At 59.3% G+C, this 19,252-nt stretch carries 19 protein-coding genes; 17 read left to right on the top strand and 2 right to left on the bottom strand.

Annotated elements, in window-relative coordinates; translation table 11 throughout:
* Positions 1-13 precede the first annotated feature (13 nt).
* The 7 genes from flgG (at position 14) to fliP (ending at position 5,014) form a co-directional block, all read left to right on the top strand.
* Positions 14-802: a flagellar basal-body rod protein FlgG gene (flgG, locus tag ACQY1J_RS17945; protein WP_062453809.1), complete on the top strand. Its 789-nt coding sequence runs from the start codon at positions 14-16 to the stop codon at positions 800-802.
* Positions 803-886: 84 nt separating this feature from the next.
* On the top strand, positions 887-1,339 hold the full coding sequence (gene flgA, locus ACQY1J_RS17940; RefSeq protein WP_244473995.1) for a flagellar basal body P-ring formation chaperone FlgA: 453 nt from the start codon (positions 887-889) through the stop codon (positions 1,337-1,339).
* A gap of 17 nt (positions 1,340-1,356) precedes the next feature.
* The gene (locus ACQY1J_RS17935) at positions 1,357-2,454 is read left to right on the top strand and encodes a flagellar basal body P-ring protein FlgI (RefSeq protein WP_371816134.1); all 1,098 of its coding nucleotides are present in this window, start codon (positions 1,357-1,359) and stop codon (positions 2,452-2,454) included.
* The gene (locus ACQY1J_RS17930) at positions 2,451-3,008 is read left to right on the top strand and encodes a MotE family protein (protein ID WP_062579097.1); all 558 of its coding nucleotides are present in this window, start codon (positions 2,451-2,453) and stop codon (positions 3,006-3,008) included. Before ACQY1J_RS17935 ends, ACQY1J_RS17930 begins: the two co-directional genes overlap by 4 nt.
* A complete protein-coding gene (gene flgH, locus ACQY1J_RS17925) occupies positions 3,005-3,727 on the top strand; it encodes a flagellar basal body L-ring protein FlgH (RefSeq protein WP_062453806.1) in 723 nt (240 codons plus the stop codon). Before ACQY1J_RS17930 ends, flgH begins: the two co-directional genes overlap by 4 nt.
* Before the next feature lie 46 nt (positions 3,728-3,773).
* Positions 3,774-4,280, top strand: a complete 507-nt coding sequence (locus ACQY1J_RS17920) for a flagellar basal body-associated FliL family protein (protein WP_092661182.1) — start codon at positions 3,774-3,776, stop codon at positions 4,278-4,280.
* Positions 4,277-5,014: a flagellar type III secretion system pore protein FliP gene (gene fliP / locus ACQY1J_RS17915; protein ID WP_062453804.1), complete on the top strand. Its 738-nt coding sequence runs from the start codon at positions 4,277-4,279 to the stop codon at positions 5,012-5,014. The genes ACQY1J_RS17920 and fliP overlap by 4 nt, the downstream gene beginning before the upstream one ends.
* A gap of 105 nt (positions 5,015-5,119) precedes the next feature.
* On the opposite strand, the gene ACQY1J_RS17910 is transcribed toward fliP, so the two are convergent.
* Together ACQY1J_RS17910 and ACQY1J_RS17905 are read right to left on the bottom strand one after the other, a co-directional pair.
* The gene (locus ACQY1J_RS17910) at positions 5,120-5,998 is read right to left on the bottom strand and encodes a flagellin (RefSeq protein WP_092661184.1); all 879 of its coding nucleotides are present in this window, start codon (positions 5,996-5,998) and stop codon (positions 5,120-5,122) included.
* A gap of 279 nt (positions 5,999-6,277) precedes the next feature.
* Complete coding sequence (locus ACQY1J_RS17905; protein WP_113109495.1) at positions 6,278-7,156, bottom strand: flagellin; 879 nt, start codon at positions 7,154-7,156, stop codon at positions 6,278-6,280.
* 586 nt (positions 7,157-7,742) lie between these two features.
* Here ACQY1J_RS17905 and ACQY1J_RS17900 point away from each other — a divergent pair.
* The 10 genes from ACQY1J_RS17900 to ACQY1J_RS17855 all read left to right on the top strand — a co-directional run bounded on the left by ACQY1J_RS17900 (position 7,743) and on the right by ACQY1J_RS17855 (position 19,206).
* Positions 7,743-8,627 (top strand): flagellin, encoded by an 885-nt coding sequence (locus ACQY1J_RS17900; RefSeq protein ID WP_092661188.1) that lies wholly within the window; start codon positions 7,743-7,745, stop codon positions 8,625-8,627.
* Between the two features lie 304 nt (positions 8,628-8,931).
* Complete coding sequence (locus tag ACQY1J_RS17895) at positions 8,932-9,579, top strand: hypothetical protein (protein ID WP_430250483.1); 648 nt, start codon at positions 8,932-8,934, stop codon at positions 9,577-9,579.
* Complete coding sequence (locus tag ACQY1J_RS17890; RefSeq protein WP_430250482.1) at positions 9,576-10,784, top strand: MotB family protein; 1,209 nt, start codon at positions 9,576-9,578, stop codon at positions 10,782-10,784. Before ACQY1J_RS17895 ends, ACQY1J_RS17890 begins: the two co-directional genes overlap by 4 nt.
* Positions 10,785-10,790: 6 nt before the next feature.
* The gene (locus tag ACQY1J_RS17885) at positions 10,791-12,071 is read left to right on the top strand and encodes a chemotaxis protein (protein ID WP_430250481.1); all 1,281 of its coding nucleotides are present in this window, start codon (positions 10,791-10,793) and stop codon (positions 12,069-12,071) included.
* The gene (locus ACQY1J_RS17880; RefSeq protein WP_430250480.1) at positions 12,068-13,642 is read left to right on the top strand and encodes a flagellar hook-length control protein FliK; all 1,575 of its coding nucleotides are present in this window, start codon (positions 12,068-12,070) and stop codon (positions 13,640-13,642) included. Before ACQY1J_RS17885 ends, ACQY1J_RS17880 begins: the two co-directional genes overlap by 4 nt.
* 169 nt (positions 13,643-13,811) lie before the next feature.
* Positions 13,812-14,327: a transglycosylase SLT domain-containing protein gene (locus tag ACQY1J_RS17875; protein WP_062454870.1), complete on the top strand. Its 516-nt coding sequence runs from the start codon at positions 13,812-13,814 to the stop codon at positions 14,325-14,327.
* 271 nt (positions 14,328-14,598) lie between these two features.
* Positions 14,599-15,270, top strand: coding sequence for a response regulator transcription factor (locus tag ACQY1J_RS17870; protein ID WP_062579110.1), 672 nt, complete (start codon positions 14,599-14,601; stop codon positions 15,268-15,270).
* A 179-nt stretch (positions 15,271-15,449) separates the two neighbouring features.
* Positions 15,450-16,718 (top strand): flagellar hook protein FlgE, encoded by a 1,269-nt coding sequence (locus tag ACQY1J_RS17865; RefSeq protein WP_062579112.1) that lies wholly within the window; start codon positions 15,450-15,452, stop codon positions 16,716-16,718.
* A gap of 16 nt (positions 16,719-16,734) precedes the next feature.
* A complete protein-coding gene (gene flgK, locus ACQY1J_RS17860; protein WP_062453794.1) occupies positions 16,735-18,174 on the top strand; it encodes a flagellar hook-associated protein FlgK in 1,440 nt (479 codons plus the stop codon).
* 3 nt (positions 18,175-18,177) lie between these two features.
* Positions 18,178-19,206 carry a flagellar hook-associated family protein gene (locus ACQY1J_RS17855; protein ID WP_092661200.1) on the top strand — a complete coding sequence of 343 codons (1,029 nt, stop codon included), beginning with the start codon at positions 18,178-18,180 and terminating at the stop codon, positions 19,204-19,206.
* The last annotated feature ends 46 nt before the right edge of the window (positions 19,207-19,252 follow it).

Here is a 19,252-nt window from a genome sequence, read left to right as displayed (position 1 = left end):
TGGAGCAGAGACCATGAGAGCACTAGCAATTGCCGCCACCGGCATGGATGCGCAGCAGACCAATCTCGAAGTCATCGCAAACAACATCGCCAACATCAACACGACCGGCTTCAAGCGGTCGCGTGCCGAGTTTACCGACCTTCTCTATCAGACCGAGCGCGCTTCGGGCGTCGCCAACCGCGCCGATCAGTCCGCTGTGCCGGAAGGTGCCAATATCGGTCTCGGTGTTCAGACGCAGTCCGTCCGCAAGCTCCACATCCAGGGCGAAATCACCCAGACGAGCAACGATCTTGACATGGCGATCGTCGGGCGTGGTTGGTTCATGGTCGAAGGCACCAACGGTGAGACCCTCTACACCCGCGCCGGGTCCTTCAACAAGGATGCCAACGGAAGACTGGTGACTGCAGACGGTTACGGTGTCATCCCGCAAATCACCATTCCGACTGACGCGACGTCGGTCAGCGTCAGCGAAGACGGGATCGTCAATGCGACGATCGGGACATCGACGACCCCGACGGAACTCGGCCAGATCACTCTGACCAACTTCGTCAACGATGCCGGTCTGAAGCCTTTGGGCGACAACCTGTTTTCTGAAACGGCGGCATCCGGGCAGCCGGTCGTCGCCAACCCGCAGGAGACTGGCTTCGGCTACCTCAAGCAGGGCTATCTCGAAAACTCTAACGTCGATTCAGTCAAGGAGATCACCGATCTGATCTCCGCTCAGCGTGCGTATGAAATGAACTCGAAGGTGATCACCACCGCCGACGAGATGGCGCAGATCGTCAGCCAGAACCTCAAGTAGCGGAACATAGAAGGCGGACCGAGCATGATGCTTTGGCAAGAGAACGTCCGGAAAACCGGTCGGGCAAGCAGCTGGAAAACCGGAATGAAGACCTGGCTGGCCGGGGCGCTTTTGAGCGCGCTCATCCTGCCGGGGGCGGCATTCGCGGAGCCGCGCAATGCCGTCGTGCCCAGCACCACGATCTATCCGGGCGATACGATCGGCGAAGCGTTCGTCAGCGAGGTAGCCGTCACCAATCCGAATATCGCGCCGGGCTATGCCAGTTCGCTGGATCAGGTAGTCGGCAAGGTCACGCGCAAGACGCTGCTTGCCGGCCGCACCATTCCTTTGAACGTTCTCCGCGATCCTTTCACGGTCAAGCGCGGCACAAGTGTTAGGCTTACCTTCTCGTCGCAGCGCATGGTCATCGCCGCCCGCGGCGCGCCCATGGACGATGCGATGACAGGCGAGGTCATCAAGGTCAGGAACCTCGATACGGGCGTCATGGTCAACGGCACGGTGATGGCGGACGGCAGCGTCGAGGTGGTTCAGAAATGAGTATGGTCCGGAAACTGATGATTGCGGCGATCGCGGTCATCACGATGCTGCCCGTCACCGATGCCACGGCCACGTCGTCCCGCATCAAGGATATCGCTTCGCTGCAGTCCGGTCGCGAGAACCAGTTGATCGGCTATGGCCTGGTCGTGGGTCTGCAGGGAACCGGCGACAGCCTGCGTTCGTCTCCGTTCACCGATCAGTCGCTGCGCGCCATGCTGCAGAACCTCGGCATCTCGACGCAGGGCGGTCAGTCCAGCGCCAAGAACATTGCTGCGGTCATGGTCACCGCCAATCTTCCCTCGTTTGCGAGCCCGGGCAGCCGGATCGACGTCAATGTCAGCTCGCTCGGCGACGCCACCTCGTTGCGCGGCGGCACGCTGATCATGACATCGCTCACCGGCGCCGACGGACAGATCTACGCCGTCGCACAAGGATCGGTGATCGTCTCCGGCTTCAACGCACAGGGTGCTGCTGCGACACTGACCGAAGGCGTCACCACAGCCGGTCGTGTGCCGTCGGGAGCGATCATCGAGCGCGAGCTTCCGTCCAAGTTCAAGGATTCGGTCAATCTGGTGCTGCAGCTTCGCAACCCGGATTTCTCGACATCGGTTCGGATCGCCGATGTCGTCAACGCCTATGCCCGCCGCACCTTCGGCGATCCGATCGCCGAAGCGCGCGACAGCCAGGAAGTGGTTGTCCAGAAACCGCGCTCAGCCGACCTGACCCGCCTGATGGGCGACATCGAAAATCTCGTGGTCCAGACCGACGCCCCCGCACGCGTGGTGATCAACGAACGCACCGGTACGATCGTCATCGGCGCCGATGTCCGGGTCGCCCGGGTTGCAGTCAGCTACGGCACGTTGACTGTTCAGGTCACCGAGACGCCGCAGGTCATCCAGCCCGAACCGTTCTCTAGGGGAGAAACGGCGGTGCAGCCGCAGACCGACATCATGGCCGAAAAGACCGGCGGACCGATTGCCGTCATCGACGGACCTGATCTGAAGACGCTGGTCGCCGGCCTGAACAATATCGGCGTCAAGCCGGACGGCATCATCTCGATCCTCCAGGCGATTAAGTCTGCCGGAGCCCTGCAAGCGGAGCTCGTTCTGCAATGACCAACACAGTTTCAGGCAGGTTCCCGGTTCTCGCTACTCGCAGCTCGGTCTATCTGATCGCCGCCGCTCTCTCGCTCTGCCTCCTACCGGGCGCCCGCGCGCAGCAGCAGCCGCAACTTCTTGGCGCCGCACAGGAAGCCGGAGGCAGCCAGCAGGAAGTCCAGCAGTTCTGCGGCAACATTGTCGATTCGGCCCGCGACCAGCGTTATCTCCTGCAGAAGCAGGAACTGGAAAAGCTGCAGGGCGACATCAACACGCGCATCACCGAGCTCGAAAATCGGCGCGCCGAATATCAGGATTGGCTGAAGAAACGCAACGCGTTCCTGGCCAGCGCCAAGGCCAGTCTGGTCGAAATCTACAAGACGGCAAAGGCTGACGAAGTCGCGCCGCAGTTCGACCAGATGAACATCAACATTGCAGCCGCCATCATCATGCAGCTGCCACCGCGGCAATCGGGCCTGATCCTTGCCGAAATGGACGCCCAGAAGGCTGCCATGGTCGCAATGATCATGGCGAGCGCCGCAGACCCCAATACCTCCAAGGACCCGTCATGAAAAAGCAACTCACGGCTCTTCTTGCGATGACATCGCTGATCGCCGGATGTCAGAACGGGCAGATGACGACCATCAAGGAAATCGGCAATGCGCCGGCCATGAGCCCGATCGGCAGCGGCCTGCAATATGGCCAGACGCAGCAGATGTCGATGTATCCGAAGCAGCCGCGCCACATGGCGAGCGGCTTCTCGCTGTGGAGCGACAGCCAGGGCGCCCTGTTCAAGGATGCCCGTGCGCTGAACGTTGGCGACATCCTGACGGTCAATATCTCGATGAACGACAAGGCGAGCTTTGACAACGAGACGGATCGCAGCCGCAAGAATTCCAAGACCACCAACTGGCAGGCCGCCGCGGAAATTCTTGGCTGGAAGCCGGAGGCAGATTCGACGGCGGGCTTTGATTCCGATAGCCAGTCGAACGGCAAGGGCTCCATCAGCCGCGCCGAGAAGCTCACACTTCTCGTGGCCGCGGTCGTCACCGGCGTTCTCGAAAACGGAAATCTCATCATCAGCGGCTCGCAGGAAGTGCGCGTCAACCATGAGATCCGCATCCTCAACGTTGCCGGCATCGTGCGCCCTCAGGACGTGAATGCCGAGAACACGATATCCTATGAGAAGATTGCCGAAGCACGCATCTCCTACGGCGGCCGCGGTCGCCTGATGGAAGTCCAGCAGCCGCCGGTCGGCCAGCAGATCAGCGACATCTTCTCGCCGATCTGACCGGGCGCGATTCGATGTCCCTCACTACTAGCGGAGTTTAGCCACCATGACCGACGCCAGCCTCACGGCGGATCAACCAGCGAAGAAAAAGTCTTCCCTGGTGATGACTGCGGCGGCCGTACTGGGACTGACGGTCGTCGGCGTGGGCGGAGGCTGGGTTGTCGGCAAGATGATCGTCCCGTCGCCGGTCGTGGAGGAGGCACCTGCCGCCGGTCATGGCGCAGCCGCGGCCCCTGCCGGGGGAGGGGAACACGGCGCCGCTGCCGGTGCGAGCCACGTCCGGCCGCTGGAACCGATCATTGCCAACCTCGCCTATCCTTCGGACAGCATGGTCCGCCTCGAGGTTTCGTTAATATTCGGTGAAAACATCGATGAAGCGGTGGCGGCTTCCATTCAGGAAGATATACTCGCCTATATGCGGACCTTGTCGCTGCAGCAAATTCAGGGGCCACGCGGCTTCGGTTATCTCCGAGATGACCTGAAGGAACGCGCCAAGCTGAGGTCTCAGGGCAAGGTTGCTGATCTGGTGTTCAGGACTTTCATCATCGAATGATTCGTTTTTTAGCCGTTCTTGCTCTCTTCGCTGCGTTACCCGACGCGGCGAATGCGCAACAGTCTGCCCTGGACATGCTGAACCTGCCGGTCGACGGCTCGGTTTCCGCCTGGATCATCCGCACCTTCGGCCTGCTGACGGTTCTATCCATCGCGCCCGGCATCCTGATCATGGTGACGAGCTTCCCGCGCTTCATCATCGCCTTCTCGATCTTGCGGTCCGGCATGGGCCTGTCGACCACACCGTCCAACATGATCCTGACCAGCATGGCGTTGTTCATGACCTTCTACGTCATGGCGCCGACGATGGACCGTGCCTGGCAGGATGGCGCACAGCCGCTTTTGCAGAACCAGATCAACGAGGCCGAAGCGATACAGCGGATCGCCCAGCCGTTTCGCGAATTCATGATCGCCAATGTCCGCGACAAGGATGTGGCGCTGTTCGTCGACATCGCCCGGGAACGCGGCCAGACGGTCACGCTCGGCGCGCAGACGGATTACCGCGTGCTGATCCCGGCATTCATGCTGTCGGAAATCCGCCGCGGCTTCGAAATCGGCTTTCTCATCGTCCTGCCATTCCTCGTCATCGACATGATCGTTGCCAGCATCACGATGGCGATGGGCATGATGATGCTGCCGCCAACCTCGATCTCGCTGCCGTTCAAGATCCTTTTCTTCGTCCTTATCGACGGCTGGAACCTTCTCGTCGGCTCGCTGGTGAGATCGTTCTCGTAAGGCACGGCGCCTTCTCCAAGGCGAAGTTTTATTCCCGGACAACGAGACGAAAAAAGGCCGCGCATTGAGCGCGGCCTTTCTTTCGTATGTTGAACCAAACGCGTCTTACTGGAAGAGCGTGAGGATGTTTTCCGAGCTGGAATTCGCGATCGACAGCGACTGGACAGCGAGCTGCTGCTGCGTCTGCAGGGCAGACAGCTTGGCAGACTCTTCTTCCATGTCAGCGTCTACGAGACGGCTGATGCCCTCATCGATGGCGTCCGAAAGCTGGTTGGAATAGTCCGTCTGGAGATCGATACGGGTAGTCAGAGCACCGAGAGCGGCGCCGCCGATGGTCATGCTCGCAAGAGCAGTTTCCACAGTGTCGAGCATCGCTGCGATGTCGGTTTCGTCAGTGATCGTGGCGAGATCGATGTCCATGGTGTCGTTGAGGACGCCGCCGGTGCCGACGCCGCCTGACACGTCATCGAACAGAGCATAGGTCGGGATGTCGTAGGAGGCGGACGTGACCTTGACTGTACCGTCATCGCTGCGGATGAAGCCGTCTACGACCGTACCGCCGTCTGTCTGGTCGCCAGTGACCATCCAGTTCTCGCCGCTGAAGGAAGCGCCCTGCGCGATCGACGACAGCTGTTCCTGCAGCTTGTCGATTTCGAGCTGGATCTGTTCCTTGTCGGTCGAGGTTTCCGTTGCCGTAACCAGCTTGGCCTTGATCTCGTTGACGACGTCGATGGCGCTTTCCATCGCGGCATAGGCCGTGTCGACCTTCGCAGCGCCAACGCCAAGCGCGTCGGTAGCGGAGTTGAGGGCCTTCTGGTCGGAATTCATTGTGGTGGAGATCGACCAGTAAGCAACGTTGTCCGATGCTTTGCTGACCTTGTAGCCGGAAGAAACGCGGTCCTGAGTGTCTTCCAGGCCCTTGTTGATGTTGCTGAGCGTCTGAAGTGCAGAATTCGCTGCAGTGTTGGTAAGGATACTCGTCATGTTACTAAACCCCTAGGCAAAACAAAAAGGAGGGGACATTCCGGAAGCACCGGAAAGCGGCCTGAGTGCATCATGCCAGTCGGAAAATACTCACTCATTCCGGCCCGCCGCTTAGATGAGCTTAGATAACAGCATTAACGTTAATGAAGTCCGAAGGCTGACGATCTTTGACGAGAAAAAATATCTTTCTTTACCATGATCCGATCGAAGGTACGGAAAAAGCCCCGGGGATGACCCGGGGCTTTTCTTGAACAAACCAGAAGGTAAAGGTTGGTCTTCTTACTGGAACAGCGAGAGCACGTTCTGCGAAGAGGAGTTGGCAATCGACAGCGACTGGATGGCGAGCTGCTGCTGGGTCTGCAGGGCAGACAGCTTGGCAGATTCTTCTTCCATGTCGGCGTCGACCAAGCGGCTTACGCCTTCTTCGATCGCGTCAGACAGCTGGCCGGAATAGTCCGACTGCAGGTCGATACGGGTGGTCAGAGCACCAAGTGCGCCGCCAGCGATCGTCATGCTGGAAAGAGCCGTTTCAACAGTTGAGAGGTAGGTTGCGATGTCCGTGTCGCTCGTCGAGTCCGTGAGATCGGCAGTCGCCATCAGATCGCCGAGGATACCGCCGCTGCCGACGCCGGCTGTGACCGAGTCAAACAGTGCGTTGGTTTCGATGTCGTAGGTTGCCGTCGTGACCTTGACAGCGCCGTCTGCGTCGCGAACGAAGCCGTCGACAACGCTGGCAGAGTCCTGGTCGCCCTTGACGATCCAGTTTTCACCGCTGAACGAAGCGCCTTCGGCGATCGAGGACAGCTGTTCTTTCAGCTTGCCGACTTCGAGCTGGATCTGAGCCTTGTCGGTCGAGCTTTCCGAAGCGGTAACAAGCTTCGCCTTGATTTCGTTGACGACGTCGATGGCGCTTTCCATGGCGGCATAGGCGGTATCAACCTTGGCAGCGCCAACGCCCAGAGCGTCGGAAGCAGCGTTGAGGGCGCCCTTGTCGGAATTCATCGTGGTCGAGATCGACCAGTAGGCAACGTTGTCCGAAGCCTTGCTCACCTTGTAGCCGGTCGAAACGCTGTTCTGCGTCTGCTCCAGGCTCTTGTTGATGGTGCTCAGTGTCTGAAGAGCGGACGAAGCAGAAGAATTGAAGTTGATGCTAGTCATGGATTGTCCCCTTGGACTCTATACAAAAAAGGAGGACATACCGGGTTCGGTAGTGTCACCGGCAAATGACGGTCCGGCTTCATGCCTCTTGTTCCTTACCGGATCCAAGCCCGTCATCTAGGCTGCAATTTCGCAGCCATTCCTTGCCAAGGTCTTAAATCTGGCGGCATTGCTAAAACAGCTTCCAGCGTGGTTAATGACTTCAAAACAACAGCAAAATCACGCCGTTGCAGGTATGTTCGCCAGGCTGTCCGGAGGTGTAACGCGCAGCGGCGTCAGTGCCGCGATTCAGCTCCGGTGAAACGACGGGATCCTGTCCACCTCTATCCTGCTAGCAGACCGCGGAGGCATTCGTTCACGCTCCCGCAAAAACCTACCGCCCATTAATCTTCGTTCGCGAAAGCTGAAAATGTTCCAGCACGCGTTAACTTTTGTTCCCGCTTTAACCCTCCATTAACCATAAGATGATTTTCTGTATCCATCGCAACGGCGAGCCGAATGCAAGGGCGCGGCAGGCATGAAGCTGATCGTCGTTACCGGAACACCCGGGATGCCCTCCCATCCAATGCCATAAGGGGCAGTTTTAATGACCAGCATCTTGACCAACAACGCCGCAAACTCTGCACTTCAGACGTTGAGGGGTATCAACGATAGCCTGGAGCAGGCGCAGAGCCGTGTATCCTCGGGCTATCGCGTATCCGAGGCCTCCGACAACGTTGCCTACTGGTCGATCTCGACCACGATGGGTTCCGACAAGGACGCTTTGGTGGCTGCGACCGACGCTCTGGGAGTTGGTGCTGCAAAGGTCGATACGGCCTACGCCGCCATGGAAAGCGCTATCGACGTCGTCAACGAAATCAAGTCGAAGATCGTCACCGCGAACGAAAATTCGACCGACAAGGCACAGATCCAGCTTGAAATCACCAAGCTGCAGGAACAGCTATCCTCGATCGCCCAGGGCGCTTCGTTCAGCGGTGAAAACTGGATGGTCGCCGCTACCGGCGCCGACCCGGAATCGGTCGTCGACGGCTTCATCCGCAACGACGACGGTACAGTCGAAGTCACGACGGCATCCTATGACGTTGCAACCAACGCCATGTTCGGCTCCATCGATGCCGACGGCGTCGGTTCGGGCGGTCTCCTTGGCGATGTCATGGACATCACCCTGACGGCCGCCACCACGGACACAGAACTCGCAGAATATCTCGACAATGTCGAACTGGCTCTCTCCAGCCTTACGGATGCAGGTGCTGCCCTCGGCGCGCTGACCACCCGTATCGACCTTCAGACCAGCTATGCCGGAACTCTGACGGATGCGATCGAAGAAGGCATCAGCCGCCTCGTTGATGCCGACATGGAAGAAGAGTCTGCCAGACTGTCTGCTCTGCAGACGCAGCAGCAGCTGGCCGTCCAGTCGCTGTCGATTGCAAACTCCAGCTCCGAAAACATTCTTACGCTCTTCCAGCAGTAACATTGAACATACCAGCGAAATTATGCCGGCCGCGCTTTCGAGCGCGGCCGATTGCATTTGCGGTACGGCTCTTGCGGCGTAGGTGTCAGGTATCTTGGTGTCGTCGCACCTTGTCGTTCAGGTTCACGAGGACTGCATCATCCTCGCACAAGTTTAACTTCCTAATTTCTGATCTATTCCCATGGCGAACTCCGCCGCCCCGGCGATCGGGCGCGGGCCGGAGGCCGGTGTGGAGCATCACAGAACGGGCGATGCGTGAGACGTTGCGGCCTTATTCCGCAAACGACGTTGATGGAGTGCGTTGATGAATTCCCCACTTGCGCGGTATCTCAGAGATTTCGGCGCCGAGGCTGCGCTGCTTGCGGCCCCGATAGAAACGCCCTCTCACTTTGCGTCGCCCGCCGAGATGCCGGCGCTGGAAAGCTTTGCGCAGACGGTAGAAGTCGATCTCGAGGCCGAGCGTCGCGAAGCCTATGATGAAGGTCATCTTGCGGCGACCCAATCCTTGACGGCGCAGCATGCCGAAGAGCTCGAGGCGCTGAAGGAACAGCATGCGCAGGAGATCGAACAGCAGCGCCTCCAGTTCGAGGACGGGTTGGCCGATTATCTCTCGAAGGCTCTTCCGGATCTCGCGTCGCGGGTCTCTGCCGAACTGTCCGAGGCGACGGCCCGCGTTCTGTCTCCCTTGCTCAAAGAACAGGTGATGCGCGGCGCTATTAACGAGCTTGTCGAGGAGCTTAAACCGACGCTCGCCAAGGAAATTCTGGAGCAGATTACGGTCTTCGGACCGGAGCACCTCTGCGATCTTCTCAAAGCCCAGCTTGAGGAGAAAGGCGATGCGGTGTCGTTCGTCCACACAGACGACACCGACATCCGCGTCGAGATCGGTGATTCGCTTCTCGTGACGCGCCTTTCTGCCTTTACCGCCGACCTTGAGAGGGTGCTGGCATGAGCGAAGCTGAGAACCATCATCACGGCAAAAACGAAATCATCATCATCAAGCGTCACCGCGGCGATCACGACAGCCATCACGGCGGTGCGTGGAAGATTGCGTTCGCCGACTTCATGACCGCCATGATGGCCTTCTTTCTCGTCATGTGGCTGGTCAACGCTGCCAATGAGGAAACGAAGGCATCGCTCGCGAGCTATTTCAATCCCGTGCCGCTGTCTGACGACACGCCCGCATCCAAGGGCATCAAGAAGCCGTCGGATAAGGCCAAGGGCGAAGATTCCGACAAGAAGTCGACCGTGGAGAACGACAAGACGGGCGGCGGCAAGGCGGGCATGGATGGCGAGTCCATTTCCGCCTCTGGCGACGACATGACCTTTTCCGAAGCAGCTCTGTTCCAGAATCCCTATTCCGTGCTTGCCAGCATCGCTCAGGAAGTAGGCCAACAGGCCAATGTCAGCACGAAGGGCGAGGGCGGCGCGAGCGATTCCGGTCCGTCCACCGGTGCGGATGGCGGAGAAGCCTATCGCGATCCTTTCGATCCGGATTTCTGGAGCAAGCAGCTCGACACCCCGGCGCAAGCCAAGCTTGCTTCGGACACGAGTCTGCCGGGCGAGCAGGCGAGCGCCTTTTCCCAGCCGCCCGCCGTGGAAACTGTCCCAGTATCGGTTAAGCCCGATGCCGTCTCAGCGCCCGATGCTTCCGATGCATCGGTCAAGAAGGCAAAGGCTGAACTCGACGCCGCCGGACAGGACAAGGCCGAAGAGCTTCAGAAGGAAATTCAGGCGCAGGTCGCCGGGATTGCCGGCAAGCTGGCCGAGGGCATCGTGGTGCAGCCGGCCGAAGGCGGCACGCTGATCACGATCTCGGACGAAGCAAATACCGCGATGTTCAATGTCGGATCCGCATTGCCAGGCAAGGAGCTCGTGCTCGCCATGGAAAAGATCGGCAAACTCCTGGCCGCGCGTCCAGGGTCGGTGATCATTCGTGGCCACACGGACGGACGGCCCTTCAAGGGACGCACCGGAGACAATTGGAGCCTGTCAATGTCCCGCGCGCATGCGGCCTATTACATGCTCGTGCGGGGCGGCTTGAACGAGGAAAGGGTAAAGCAGGTCTCTGGATTTGCCGACCGGCGACTTCAAAACGTCGAAGATCCGATGAGCGGCGCCAATCGCCGTATCGAAATCCTGCTGGGCAACGGATAAATCGAGATGATGCGTTCGCGCGATCGCCATAACTTGCTGCGCTCACTGGTCGCCGGGGTTTTTCTCGCCGCTGCGGGCAACGCCGTGGCCAGTGAGGATCTTGAGCCATACAAGATGATCCGCTCCCTGCAATATCTGCAGGACGCGATCGTCGCGGGCGATCATTCCGCCAACGAAATGCAGCGCTTCCTTCTCAAGACACTCGACCAGCGGCTACGCACGGCATCACCTGCTGTGTTCAAGGATCCCCGCAACGTCGATGCGGTTTTCGTATTCGCGATGAGTGGCGGCAATCCGCAGACGCTGGATTTTCTTGCGGCACGGGATGTCGACGGTGAATTCGATGGCCGGTTGGCGCGCGTTCTCCGTCGCTATTTCCAGGGGCAGGGCCTGACGGCGGTCGCTGCATTCGAGGGGTTGGTCAAGGAGTATGGCACAAGCCCGGTTGGCCCCTATCTGGCGCTCGTCGCCGGCAACATCACGGCGAATGCCGACCCCGCCAAGGCGATCGGCTATTTCGATCAGGTTCGGCTGCTCGCACCCGGGACCAATCTGGAAGAGGCAGCGCTCAGACGGTCGCTCGCCGTGATCCTACCGACGGAGCCGGGCAGGGGCTTCGATCTGGCGGCGAAGTACGTCCGTCGTTTTCTCTATTCTCCCTATGCCAGCCAGTTTATCGACATGTTCGTGCAACTTGCCACTGACGATGACGGCAAGGGTGACCGGAGCCGCTGGACCGACGTCGTCTCAATGATGGACGATCCGCGCGCGCACGAGTTCTACCTCCGGGTATCCAGGCGCGCCTTGCTCGCGGGCAACAAGGATCTGGCTCGCTTTGCGGCATTGAGCGCGGAACGTCTCTCCCCCAGTCCCGGTTCGGAGAACAATGCGATCGGGCAGCTGTATGGCGATCTTGCCAGCATTTCGTCCAGTAACGTTGTGGAAGCGGCAAAGAGTCTGTCGCAGATCCCCGATGGCGCGCTTTCCGAACGCGACAGGAACCTGCGTGCAGCGGCGCAAAAGGTCGTCGAACAGATCCTGATGGCACCCGAAACCTCGAGCGTATCGGCAGAGCCGGTGGTGATGCCCGCGGGCGAAGCGGGTCAGGCTGCGACGGCGTCCGCCACCATTCCTTCGGCGCCGGCGCCGACCACGTCTGCGTCGGCCGCACAGCCCGCGGCAGCCACTCCCAATCCGGAGATGGAGGCGAGCCTCCAGACCTATGTCGACCAGAACCGAATGAAGCTGAAGCAGATCGACGACCTTTTGAGCGAAGAGGCACAATGATGACGAACGTAGCGAATGCTTCGGTCAAGACAGTATCAGACGGTCCGGTCGGAAATCTCTTTGGAAAGGCATCGTCGCAGAACGGTGAAGCCGGGCAGTTCGCCCAGGTGCTCACCGATGCGGATGCCGATACCGGAAAAACGACCGAGGACGGCAAGCCCGTCGCCGAGGACGGATCCGAGAGCGGAACGGTCTCGCTCGGGAGCTCCCGCTTCAAGTCGCTCACCGACCTGACGTCGCTCGCTGCAAACTTCAAGGCGACGGACCCGGCGAAGACCGCCCCACCATCTAATGCAACGCCGACCCCGGCTACAGCCGAGGTGCCGATCGCGGACCCGCAGCTGCAATTGCAGCAGCCGGCCGCCCAACCCGTTCCGGCACCGACCACAGATGTCGCTGTCAAAGGCAACCTTGGCGGAAAGACCTCGCCCGAAGTCCCATCCGGTCAGGACCAGACTGGCAGCCAGGACCCTGCTAGTGGGCAGATAGACGTCACGCAACTTGTCGCCGCTGCGACCAAGCGCGTCGCGACGGCCACTGTCGAGAATGGCAAGGCGAAGGCCGCAGACCCAACGTCGAGGGACGTGACGGATGATCGAGGCGAGGGAGCGGAGCTTGCTGCCGCCGTGCCAGATTCAACGGCTGCACTCTCAACAGCGGCGCTGCTCAATCTGACGGCCAGCGTCGAGACCGGTAACCCGGCCCAGTCCGCGGATATAGCCGCACTGTCGGCCATGATCTCCGTGACCGAGACGGGGATCCCGAACGATAAGACGGACGCCAGCATGCCGTCCGACGACACGGATGCTGCCACGTCCTTCGATTTCCTCGATACGAGCGGGGCAGAACCCCAGACAGACGTCAAATCCTACCGCTTCCAGAAAGCCGGAGATGCGATTGCGGCTGTCAGCCTGTCGATCGTCACAGGCGCGGACGGAGGATCCGACCTGCAGGACAGCCTTCCAGGCACAGCCAACACCGAAACCGTCACGGTTCTCGACTCGCGACGCTATCTCGGCTTTGGCGTCGGCGAAAATGCCAGCAATCTTTTGAGTGCCGCCTCCAGCAACAGGGAATGGACCGCGGCCATGCAGCCGTCTTCCGCGCTGACCGATCCGACCCGCACATCCGGCACGGGCAGCGTGGTCAATACGCTCAAGCTCCAGCTGACGCCCGACAATCTCGGCACCGTGACCGCGCATATGCGGCTGGTGGGAGATCAGCTGAGCATCCATCTTACCGTCCACAGCAGCATGGCTTATCGCGAGCTCAGCGATGACAGCAAGCCGATGCTCGATGCCTTGCGGGCCCAAGGCTTCAACGTCGACCAGGTGACCGTCAGCATGGCACCGTCGACCGACAGCTCGAACTCGTCTGCAGACCAGCAGCAGGGCGGCAGCGGCGCGCAGACACAGCAGCAGCTCGCCCGCGACGGCGAGGCAGCTCGCCAGCAGGGACAGGCTCAGGGTGGCCGCTCCAACGACGGCAATCGCAACGACATGGAGAAGCGCAATGAGACTGTCGTTGAAACTGACATCGGCAGCACTGGCACTGGCGACATTTACCTGTAGCGCGCTCGAAGCCCGCGCCTGGCAGCTCTACGCCACCCAGCAGCCTCCTCAGCAGGCAGACGTGCCCAACGCCGCGCAGCCCGGGACGCAGAAGCGCGCCGGCGCGCCGCAGCGGCGCGATCAGGCCCGAACCGCCCAGCCAGGGACTGGCCAGACTGGAAACGGCAAGATCACCTCGGAACAGGTCAGCATCTGCGAGGCCCAGATCCAAGCCGCAGCGCGAAAATACGGCGTCCCTGAAGGCATCCTTTACTCGGTGGGACTGACCGAGACCGGCCGCAAGGGATCGCTCAGTCCCTATGCGCTGAATATCGAAGGCAAGGCCTATTTTGCGTCGTCTGTGCAGGAGGCGATGCAGCTCTTTACCCAGGCGAAGAGCACGGGCGCCAAGCTGATCGATCTCGGCTGCATGCAGATCAATCACCACTTCCATGGCGAGGAGTTTGCCTCGGTTCCGGACATGCTCGACCCGAGAAAGAACGTCGAATATGCGGCGCTATTTCTGAAACGGCTGCACGACAAGCACGAGACATGGACGATGGCAGTCGCCAGATATCATGCCGGTCCCAACAACAATCCGGCGCAGCAGCGCTATGTGTGCCGGGTGATCGCCAATCTTGTTGCCACCGACTTCGGAAAATGGACGCGGAACGCGACGAATTTTTGTGGTCCGAGCGCAACCTGAAATAGAAATTAGTGAAATCTAATATCTGTTTACGGCTGCCGATGAGAGAATGCGTTCAAACTGCGTTTTCAAGTGAGCATTTTCTCAAAAATTAATTTTCCACCGCGCATTATGGGGAGGCCACCCTTTTTCCACTAGATCTAGTACCAAATCGGCGCAACATGGTTAATCAATTATTAGCAAGCCCCTGTTACTTCCTCTAGTTGCCCAGATTCCTGACGATTCGTATCACTCTCTCACAGAGATGCGATATTGATTCGGAGGCGGACGAATGATCGTAGTGGTTGATGAACGAGAAATAGTGAAAGACGGTTACACGTCTTTGTTTGGGCGCGAAGGCGTTCCTTCTACCGGGTTTGATCCGGAAGAATTTACAGATTGGGTGAATTCGGCAGCGGAAGCCGATATTGCTGCAATCGAGGCGTTTTTGATTGGTCAGGGCGACCTGATCCATGATTTGCCACGGGCAATCCGTGGACGCAGCAGTGCACCGGTAATCGCTGTCAGCGATCAGCCGTCCCTGGAATCCACGCTTGCGCTTTTCGACTGCGGTGTCGACGATGTTGTGCGCAAGCCGGTTCATCCGAGGGAAATTCTGGCACGGGCAGCGGCTATCCGCCGCCGCCTGAACGCGGTTGCCAATCACACCGACATCGGCGCGATCCGGGTTTTCTCCGATGGCCGCGATCCCGAAGTCGAAGGCGAAGCGTTTGCACTTCCACGGCGCGAACGCCGCATCCTGGAATACTTGATTGCCAATCGCGGCCGTCGTGTTTCCAAGTCGCAGATCTTCAACGCCATCTACGGCGTGTTCGACGAGGACGTCGAAGAGAACGTGGTCGAAAGCCACATCAGCAAGCTTCGCAAGAAGCTTCGCAAGAAACTGGGCTTCGATCCCATCGATTCGAAGCGGTTCCTAGGATACTGCATCGACTGGAACTAACACTGAAAATGGCACCCAAATATGAGGTGCCATTTTTTTTGCGTGCTCGATTTGTCATTTTTGTCAGACAGATAGGGCCCTCGACTTCGACGCAGATCAGCGCTCGATGCCAGCACGCAGACAGCTTCACGCAAGGCCCATCCCCTAAAGTCATAAGCCTAAGTGCAACGAGGATTGCTATGAGCCTTTTCGGAACTATGAAAACCGCCGTATCGGGCATGAATGCGCAGGCAAACCGTTTGGGCACCGTTGGCGATAACATTGCTAACTCGTCGACGACTGCCTACAAAAAGTCGTCCACGCAGTTTGCGTCGCTAGTGCTGCCATCGACGGCCGGCTCATACAATTCCGGTGGTGTCGAAACCAGCGTGAAGTATTCTATTTCTGAGCAGGGTGCTCTCGAATACACCACGTCAGGATCCGATCTTGCCATCCAGGGCGACGGATTTTTCGTCGTACAGAATTCAGCGGGCGAGACCTTTCTGACCCGTTCTGGCGATTTTACGCCGAACGAGCAGGGCAACCTGGTCAACTCTGCAGGCTATACGCTCCTCGGTTACTCCTACGATTCCGGAACCCCGACGACCGTCGTCAACAGCTATGACGGCCTGGTCCCGATCAATGTCGGCGGCTCGGAACTGAGTGCGGTTGCGTCGACCTCCGGGTCGCTCTCCGGCAACCTCAACAGCGCATCCGATGTCGTCGCCGCCGACCTGCCGGCCGACAACACCGAAGATGTCGACGTCGACATGGACAGCACGTTGAAGACGTCGCTGACCAGCTACGACAGCCTCGGCAACCCGATTGTCTACGACTTCTATTTCTCGAAGACGGCTGCAGGCGAATGGCAGCTCAGCGTCTATAACGCAGCTGACGCAAGCACGACCGGCACCGGCAGCTTCCCCTATGGCGGTGATGGCGAACTCGCCAACCTGTCGCTCGCGTTCAATTCGTCCGGCAAGCTTGAAACAGTTGACGGTGCCGAGGAGCTTTCTGTCACGGTCAACGGGATCAAGTTCGATCTCGCCGGCATGACGCAGCTGTCGGCCAAGTCGAACATCTCGAGCGGCAGCGTCAACGGCAGCGCGCCGAGCTCCATCTCCAGCGTCAAGATCGAATCTGACGGCACGATCAACGCGGTCTATGCGGACGGTTCGTCGAAGTCGCTGTACCAGATCGCCATGGCGACGGTCGAAAGCCCCGACAACCTCGAAGTCTCCTCCGGCAACGTCTACCGCACGACGAGTAGCTCCGGCGTGGTCACCCTCGGCTTTGCCGGCTCCAGTGGATTTGGCGAGATCGTTTCGGGCGCGCTCGAAACCTCCAACGTCGATCTGGCCAACGAACTGACCGAGATGATCGAAGCGCAGCGCAGCTATAGCGCCAATTCCAAAGTGTTCCAGACCGGTTCCGATCTGATGGACGTACTGATTAATCTGGTCCGGTAGTTTCAGGAGTTAAGCGATGTCACTCGCATCGGCACTGAGTACGACAAAGAATATCTTGAACAACACCGCCACGCAGACGGGGGTGTTGTCGACAAACGTTCAAAACGTCGGGAACAGCGATTACAACCGCCGTTCCGCCGCGACTGTCACGAACGCCTATACCGGTGCCACGACCGTTCAGACAGCGCGGACGGAAGACGCCGCGCTGCTGAAGCAGACACTCTCGTCTACGGCCGACGATGCGGGACAGCAGACATTGCTGGCCGGACTGGAATCCGTCTACACAATCATGGGCGGGGACGGGTATTCGCTTGCTCCGTCCACGGCACTGTCCGAACTGCGGGACGCGCTGCAGACCTACGCGGCGACCCCCGGAGACGTGACGCTCGCTTCGGCTGCGGTCAACTCGGCGGTCGATGTTGCGACGGCTCTCAATACCAGCACCACCGAAGTGCAGCAGCTTCGCGCTGGCACCGACGCCCAGATTTCCGGCCAGGTTGACAAGCTCAATAAGCTGCTTGCGCAGTTCGAGCAGGCCAACAAGGCGGTTGTGACGGCGGCTGCGGCCGGCACCGACGGCAACAATGCTCTCGATACCCGCGAAAGCCTGCTCAAGCAGATTTCCGGCATCGTCGGCATCAGCACCGCGACGCGCGACAACAACGACATGTCGATCTATACAAATGGCGGCATCACGCTGTTCGAAAGCACGGCACGGCCTGTAACGTTCGATTCGACTGCGGGTTACGATGCAACGACAGTCGGCGGCGCAGTCTATATCGACGGCGTGGAGCTGAAGGCCGGCCAGAGCAGCGACACGACGGCGCAAGGGTCGCTTCAGGCACTCGTCCAGCTGCGTGACGAGGTCTATCCAACGTACCAGGACCAGCTGGACGAAATCGCCCGCGGCCTGATTTCCCTGTTTTCCGAAACAGATGGCGCAAGCCAGATCGCCGGTCTTTTCACGACGACCACGGGCGACGAAGTCGATTTCGAAACGGCTGAGATCATCACCGGCCTCGCTGGGATCATCACGGTCAATGCCGAGGCGGTCGCCGACCCCACCAAGCTCAGGGACGGCTCGATTTCGGGTGCCAGCGTCAACACCGAAAGCGCGAGCGGCTTTTCCACGTTGCTCAGCGAATATGTCTCGGGCTTCGAGACTTCCATGGAATTTGATCCTGCCGCCAAGATCGGCGACAAGGCCACATTGCTGGATTACTCAACGGATTCAGTCGGCTGGGTCGAGGAATACCGGAGCGGAGCCACGAATGCTGCGGAAACCACGACGGCCATGCTGTCGCGTTCAACCGAGGCCTATTCCAACGCAACGGGCGTCAATCTCGATGAGGAACTGATCCTCCTCCTCGATGTCGAACAATCCTACAAGGCGGCCTCAAAGCTCTTGTCGACCATCGACGAGATGCTGGCGGCGCTGATGGAGGCTGCGAACTAAGTCATGAAGACGACATCCATCTCAACCCTGTCCGTCAGCCAGACAATGCAGCTGACCGTACAGAACTCGCAGACCGAGATCGCCAAGCTGCAGAAGGAATCGGTCAACGGTACCTATGCGGATACGGGTCTGGAACTCGGTACGCGGACGTCTGCAAGCCTCGATTACGGCCGCGAGTCATCACGGCTGCAGGCAATCATCGATTCCAATTCGCTGACCAATCAGCGAATGGATTCCTCGCAGCTTGCGATGGAGCAGATGTCCGACTCCGGCCAGACGCTGCTGGATTCGCTGGTCGCGCTCTCCGGCAGCAGCGACAAGACGAGCTTGCAGGTTTCTGCCGATACGGCGACGTCCGTGCTCGAGAATTTCGTCAGCTACGCAAACGTCTCGGTCAATGGCGAGTATCTGTTTTCCGGCATCAACACCGATGCCGCACCTCTGGACGACAGCTTCATCACCGACCTGACGGACGACTTCAACACGCAGTTTTCGAGCTTCATGTCGGCCAACGGTATCTCCAGCGCATCGGATATATCGTCCAGCCAGATGGCGACCTTCCTCGACGACTATACGTCGTCCTTCGACTGGTCCGGCTGGACAAACGCGTCCGACACCAAAATGACCGGTCGTGTCAGCACGTCTGAGACCGTCACCACTTCGACGAGCCTGAATGCCGATGGCTTCAAGAACCTCGTTCTCGGCAGCCTGATCACGTCCCAGTTGGCGACGGCCGGCCTGTCCGCCGATGCACTGAACAAGGTCAACGCGACCGTTACCAATCTTGCCGGCCTATCGGTGTCCGGCATCGATGCTGAGCGCTCTTCCATGGGTCTTTCCCAGGAGCGCGTCGAAAAGGCCAATACCGCCATGTCGGCGCAAATGGATATCATCAACACCCAACTGACAGATCTCGTCGGCGTGGATACTTATGATGCTTCGGTGCGTCTCAACACGTTGTTGACGCAAGTAGAGACCTCATACACCATCACCTCCAAGATCCAGGGACTGAGCCTCGTCAACTATCTATAATGGGTAGTTGCCCCGCGGCATTTGGTTTGCAACATGAAGGAAGCAA

The sequence above is a fragment of the Neorhizobium sp. DAR64860/K0K1 genome (assembly GCF_050500205.1).
GTDB classification, from domain to species: domain Bacteria; phylum Pseudomonadota; class Alphaproteobacteria; order Rhizobiales; family Rhizobiaceae; genus Neorhizobium; species Neorhizobium soli.
Note: the sequence above shows the minus strand (reverse complement) of the source record. Positions and strands in the feature narration are given on the sequence as shown.

Bases quoted from the DNA above. Each gene is read 5' to 3' on its own strand.
- ACQY1J_RS17885 (WP_430250481.1), top strand. From the start codon at position 10,791: ATGATGCGTTCGCGCGATCGCCATAACTTGCTGCGCTCACTGGTCGCC.
- ACQY1J_RS17920 (WP_092661182.1), top strand. From the start codon at position 3,774: ATGACCGACGCCAGCCTCACGGCGGATCAACCAGCGAAGAAAAAGTCT.
- ACQY1J_RS17930 (WP_062579097.1), top strand. From the start codon at position 2,451: ATGACCAACACAGTTTCAGGCAGGTTCCCGGTTCTCGCTACTCGCAGC.
- ACQY1J_RS17880 (WP_430250480.1), top strand. From the start codon at position 12,068: ATGATGACGAACGTAGCGAATGCTTCGGTCAAGACAGTATCAGACGGT.
- flgH (WP_062453806.1), top strand. From the start codon at position 3,005: ATGAAAAAGCAACTCACGGCTCTTCTTGCGATGACATCGCTGATCGCC.
- flgK (WP_062453794.1), top strand. From the start codon at position 16,735: ATGTCACTCGCATCGGCACTGAGTACGACAAAGAATATCTTGAACAAC.
- ACQY1J_RS17935 (WP_371816134.1), top strand. From the start codon at position 1,357: ATGATTGCGGCGATCGCGGTCATCACGATGCTGCCCGTCACCGATGCC.
- flgA (WP_244473995.1), top strand. From the start codon at position 887: ATGAAGACCTGGCTGGCCGGGGCGCTTTTGAGCGCGCTCATCCTGCCG.
- ACQY1J_RS17910 (WP_092661184.1), bottom strand. From the start codon at position 5,998: ATGACGAGTATCCTTACCAACACTGCAGCGAATTCTGCACTTCAGACG.
- flgG (WP_062453809.1), top strand. From the start codon at position 14: ATGAGAGCACTAGCAATTGCCGCCACCGGCATGGATGCGCAGCAGACC.
- ACQY1J_RS17870 (WP_062579110.1), top strand. From the start codon at position 14,599: ATGATCGTAGTGGTTGATGAACGAGAAATAGTGAAAGACGGTTACACG.
- ACQY1J_RS17905 (WP_113109495.1), bottom strand. From the start codon at position 7,156: ATGACTAGCATCAACTTCAATTCTTCTGCTTCGTCCGCTCTTCAGACA.
- ACQY1J_RS17900 (WP_092661188.1), top strand. From the start codon at position 7,743: ATGACCAGCATCTTGACCAACAACGCCGCAAACTCTGCACTTCAGACG.
- fliP (WP_062453804.1), top strand. From the start codon at position 4,277: ATGATTCGTTTTTTAGCCGTTCTTGCTCTCTTCGCTGCGTTACCCGAC.
- ACQY1J_RS17895 (WP_430250483.1), top strand. From the start codon at position 8,932: ATGAATTCCCCACTTGCGCGGTATCTCAGAGATTTCGGCGCCGAGGCT.
- ACQY1J_RS17855 (WP_092661200.1), top strand. From the start codon at position 18,178: ATGAAGACGACATCCATCTCAACCCTGTCCGTCAGCCAGACAATGCAG.
- ACQY1J_RS17865 (WP_062579112.1), top strand. From the start codon at position 15,450: ATGAGCCTTTTCGGAACTATGAAAACCGCCGTATCGGGCATGAATGCG.
- ACQY1J_RS17890 (WP_430250482.1), top strand. From the start codon at position 9,576: ATGAGCGAAGCTGAGAACCATCATCACGGCAAAAACGAAATCATCATC.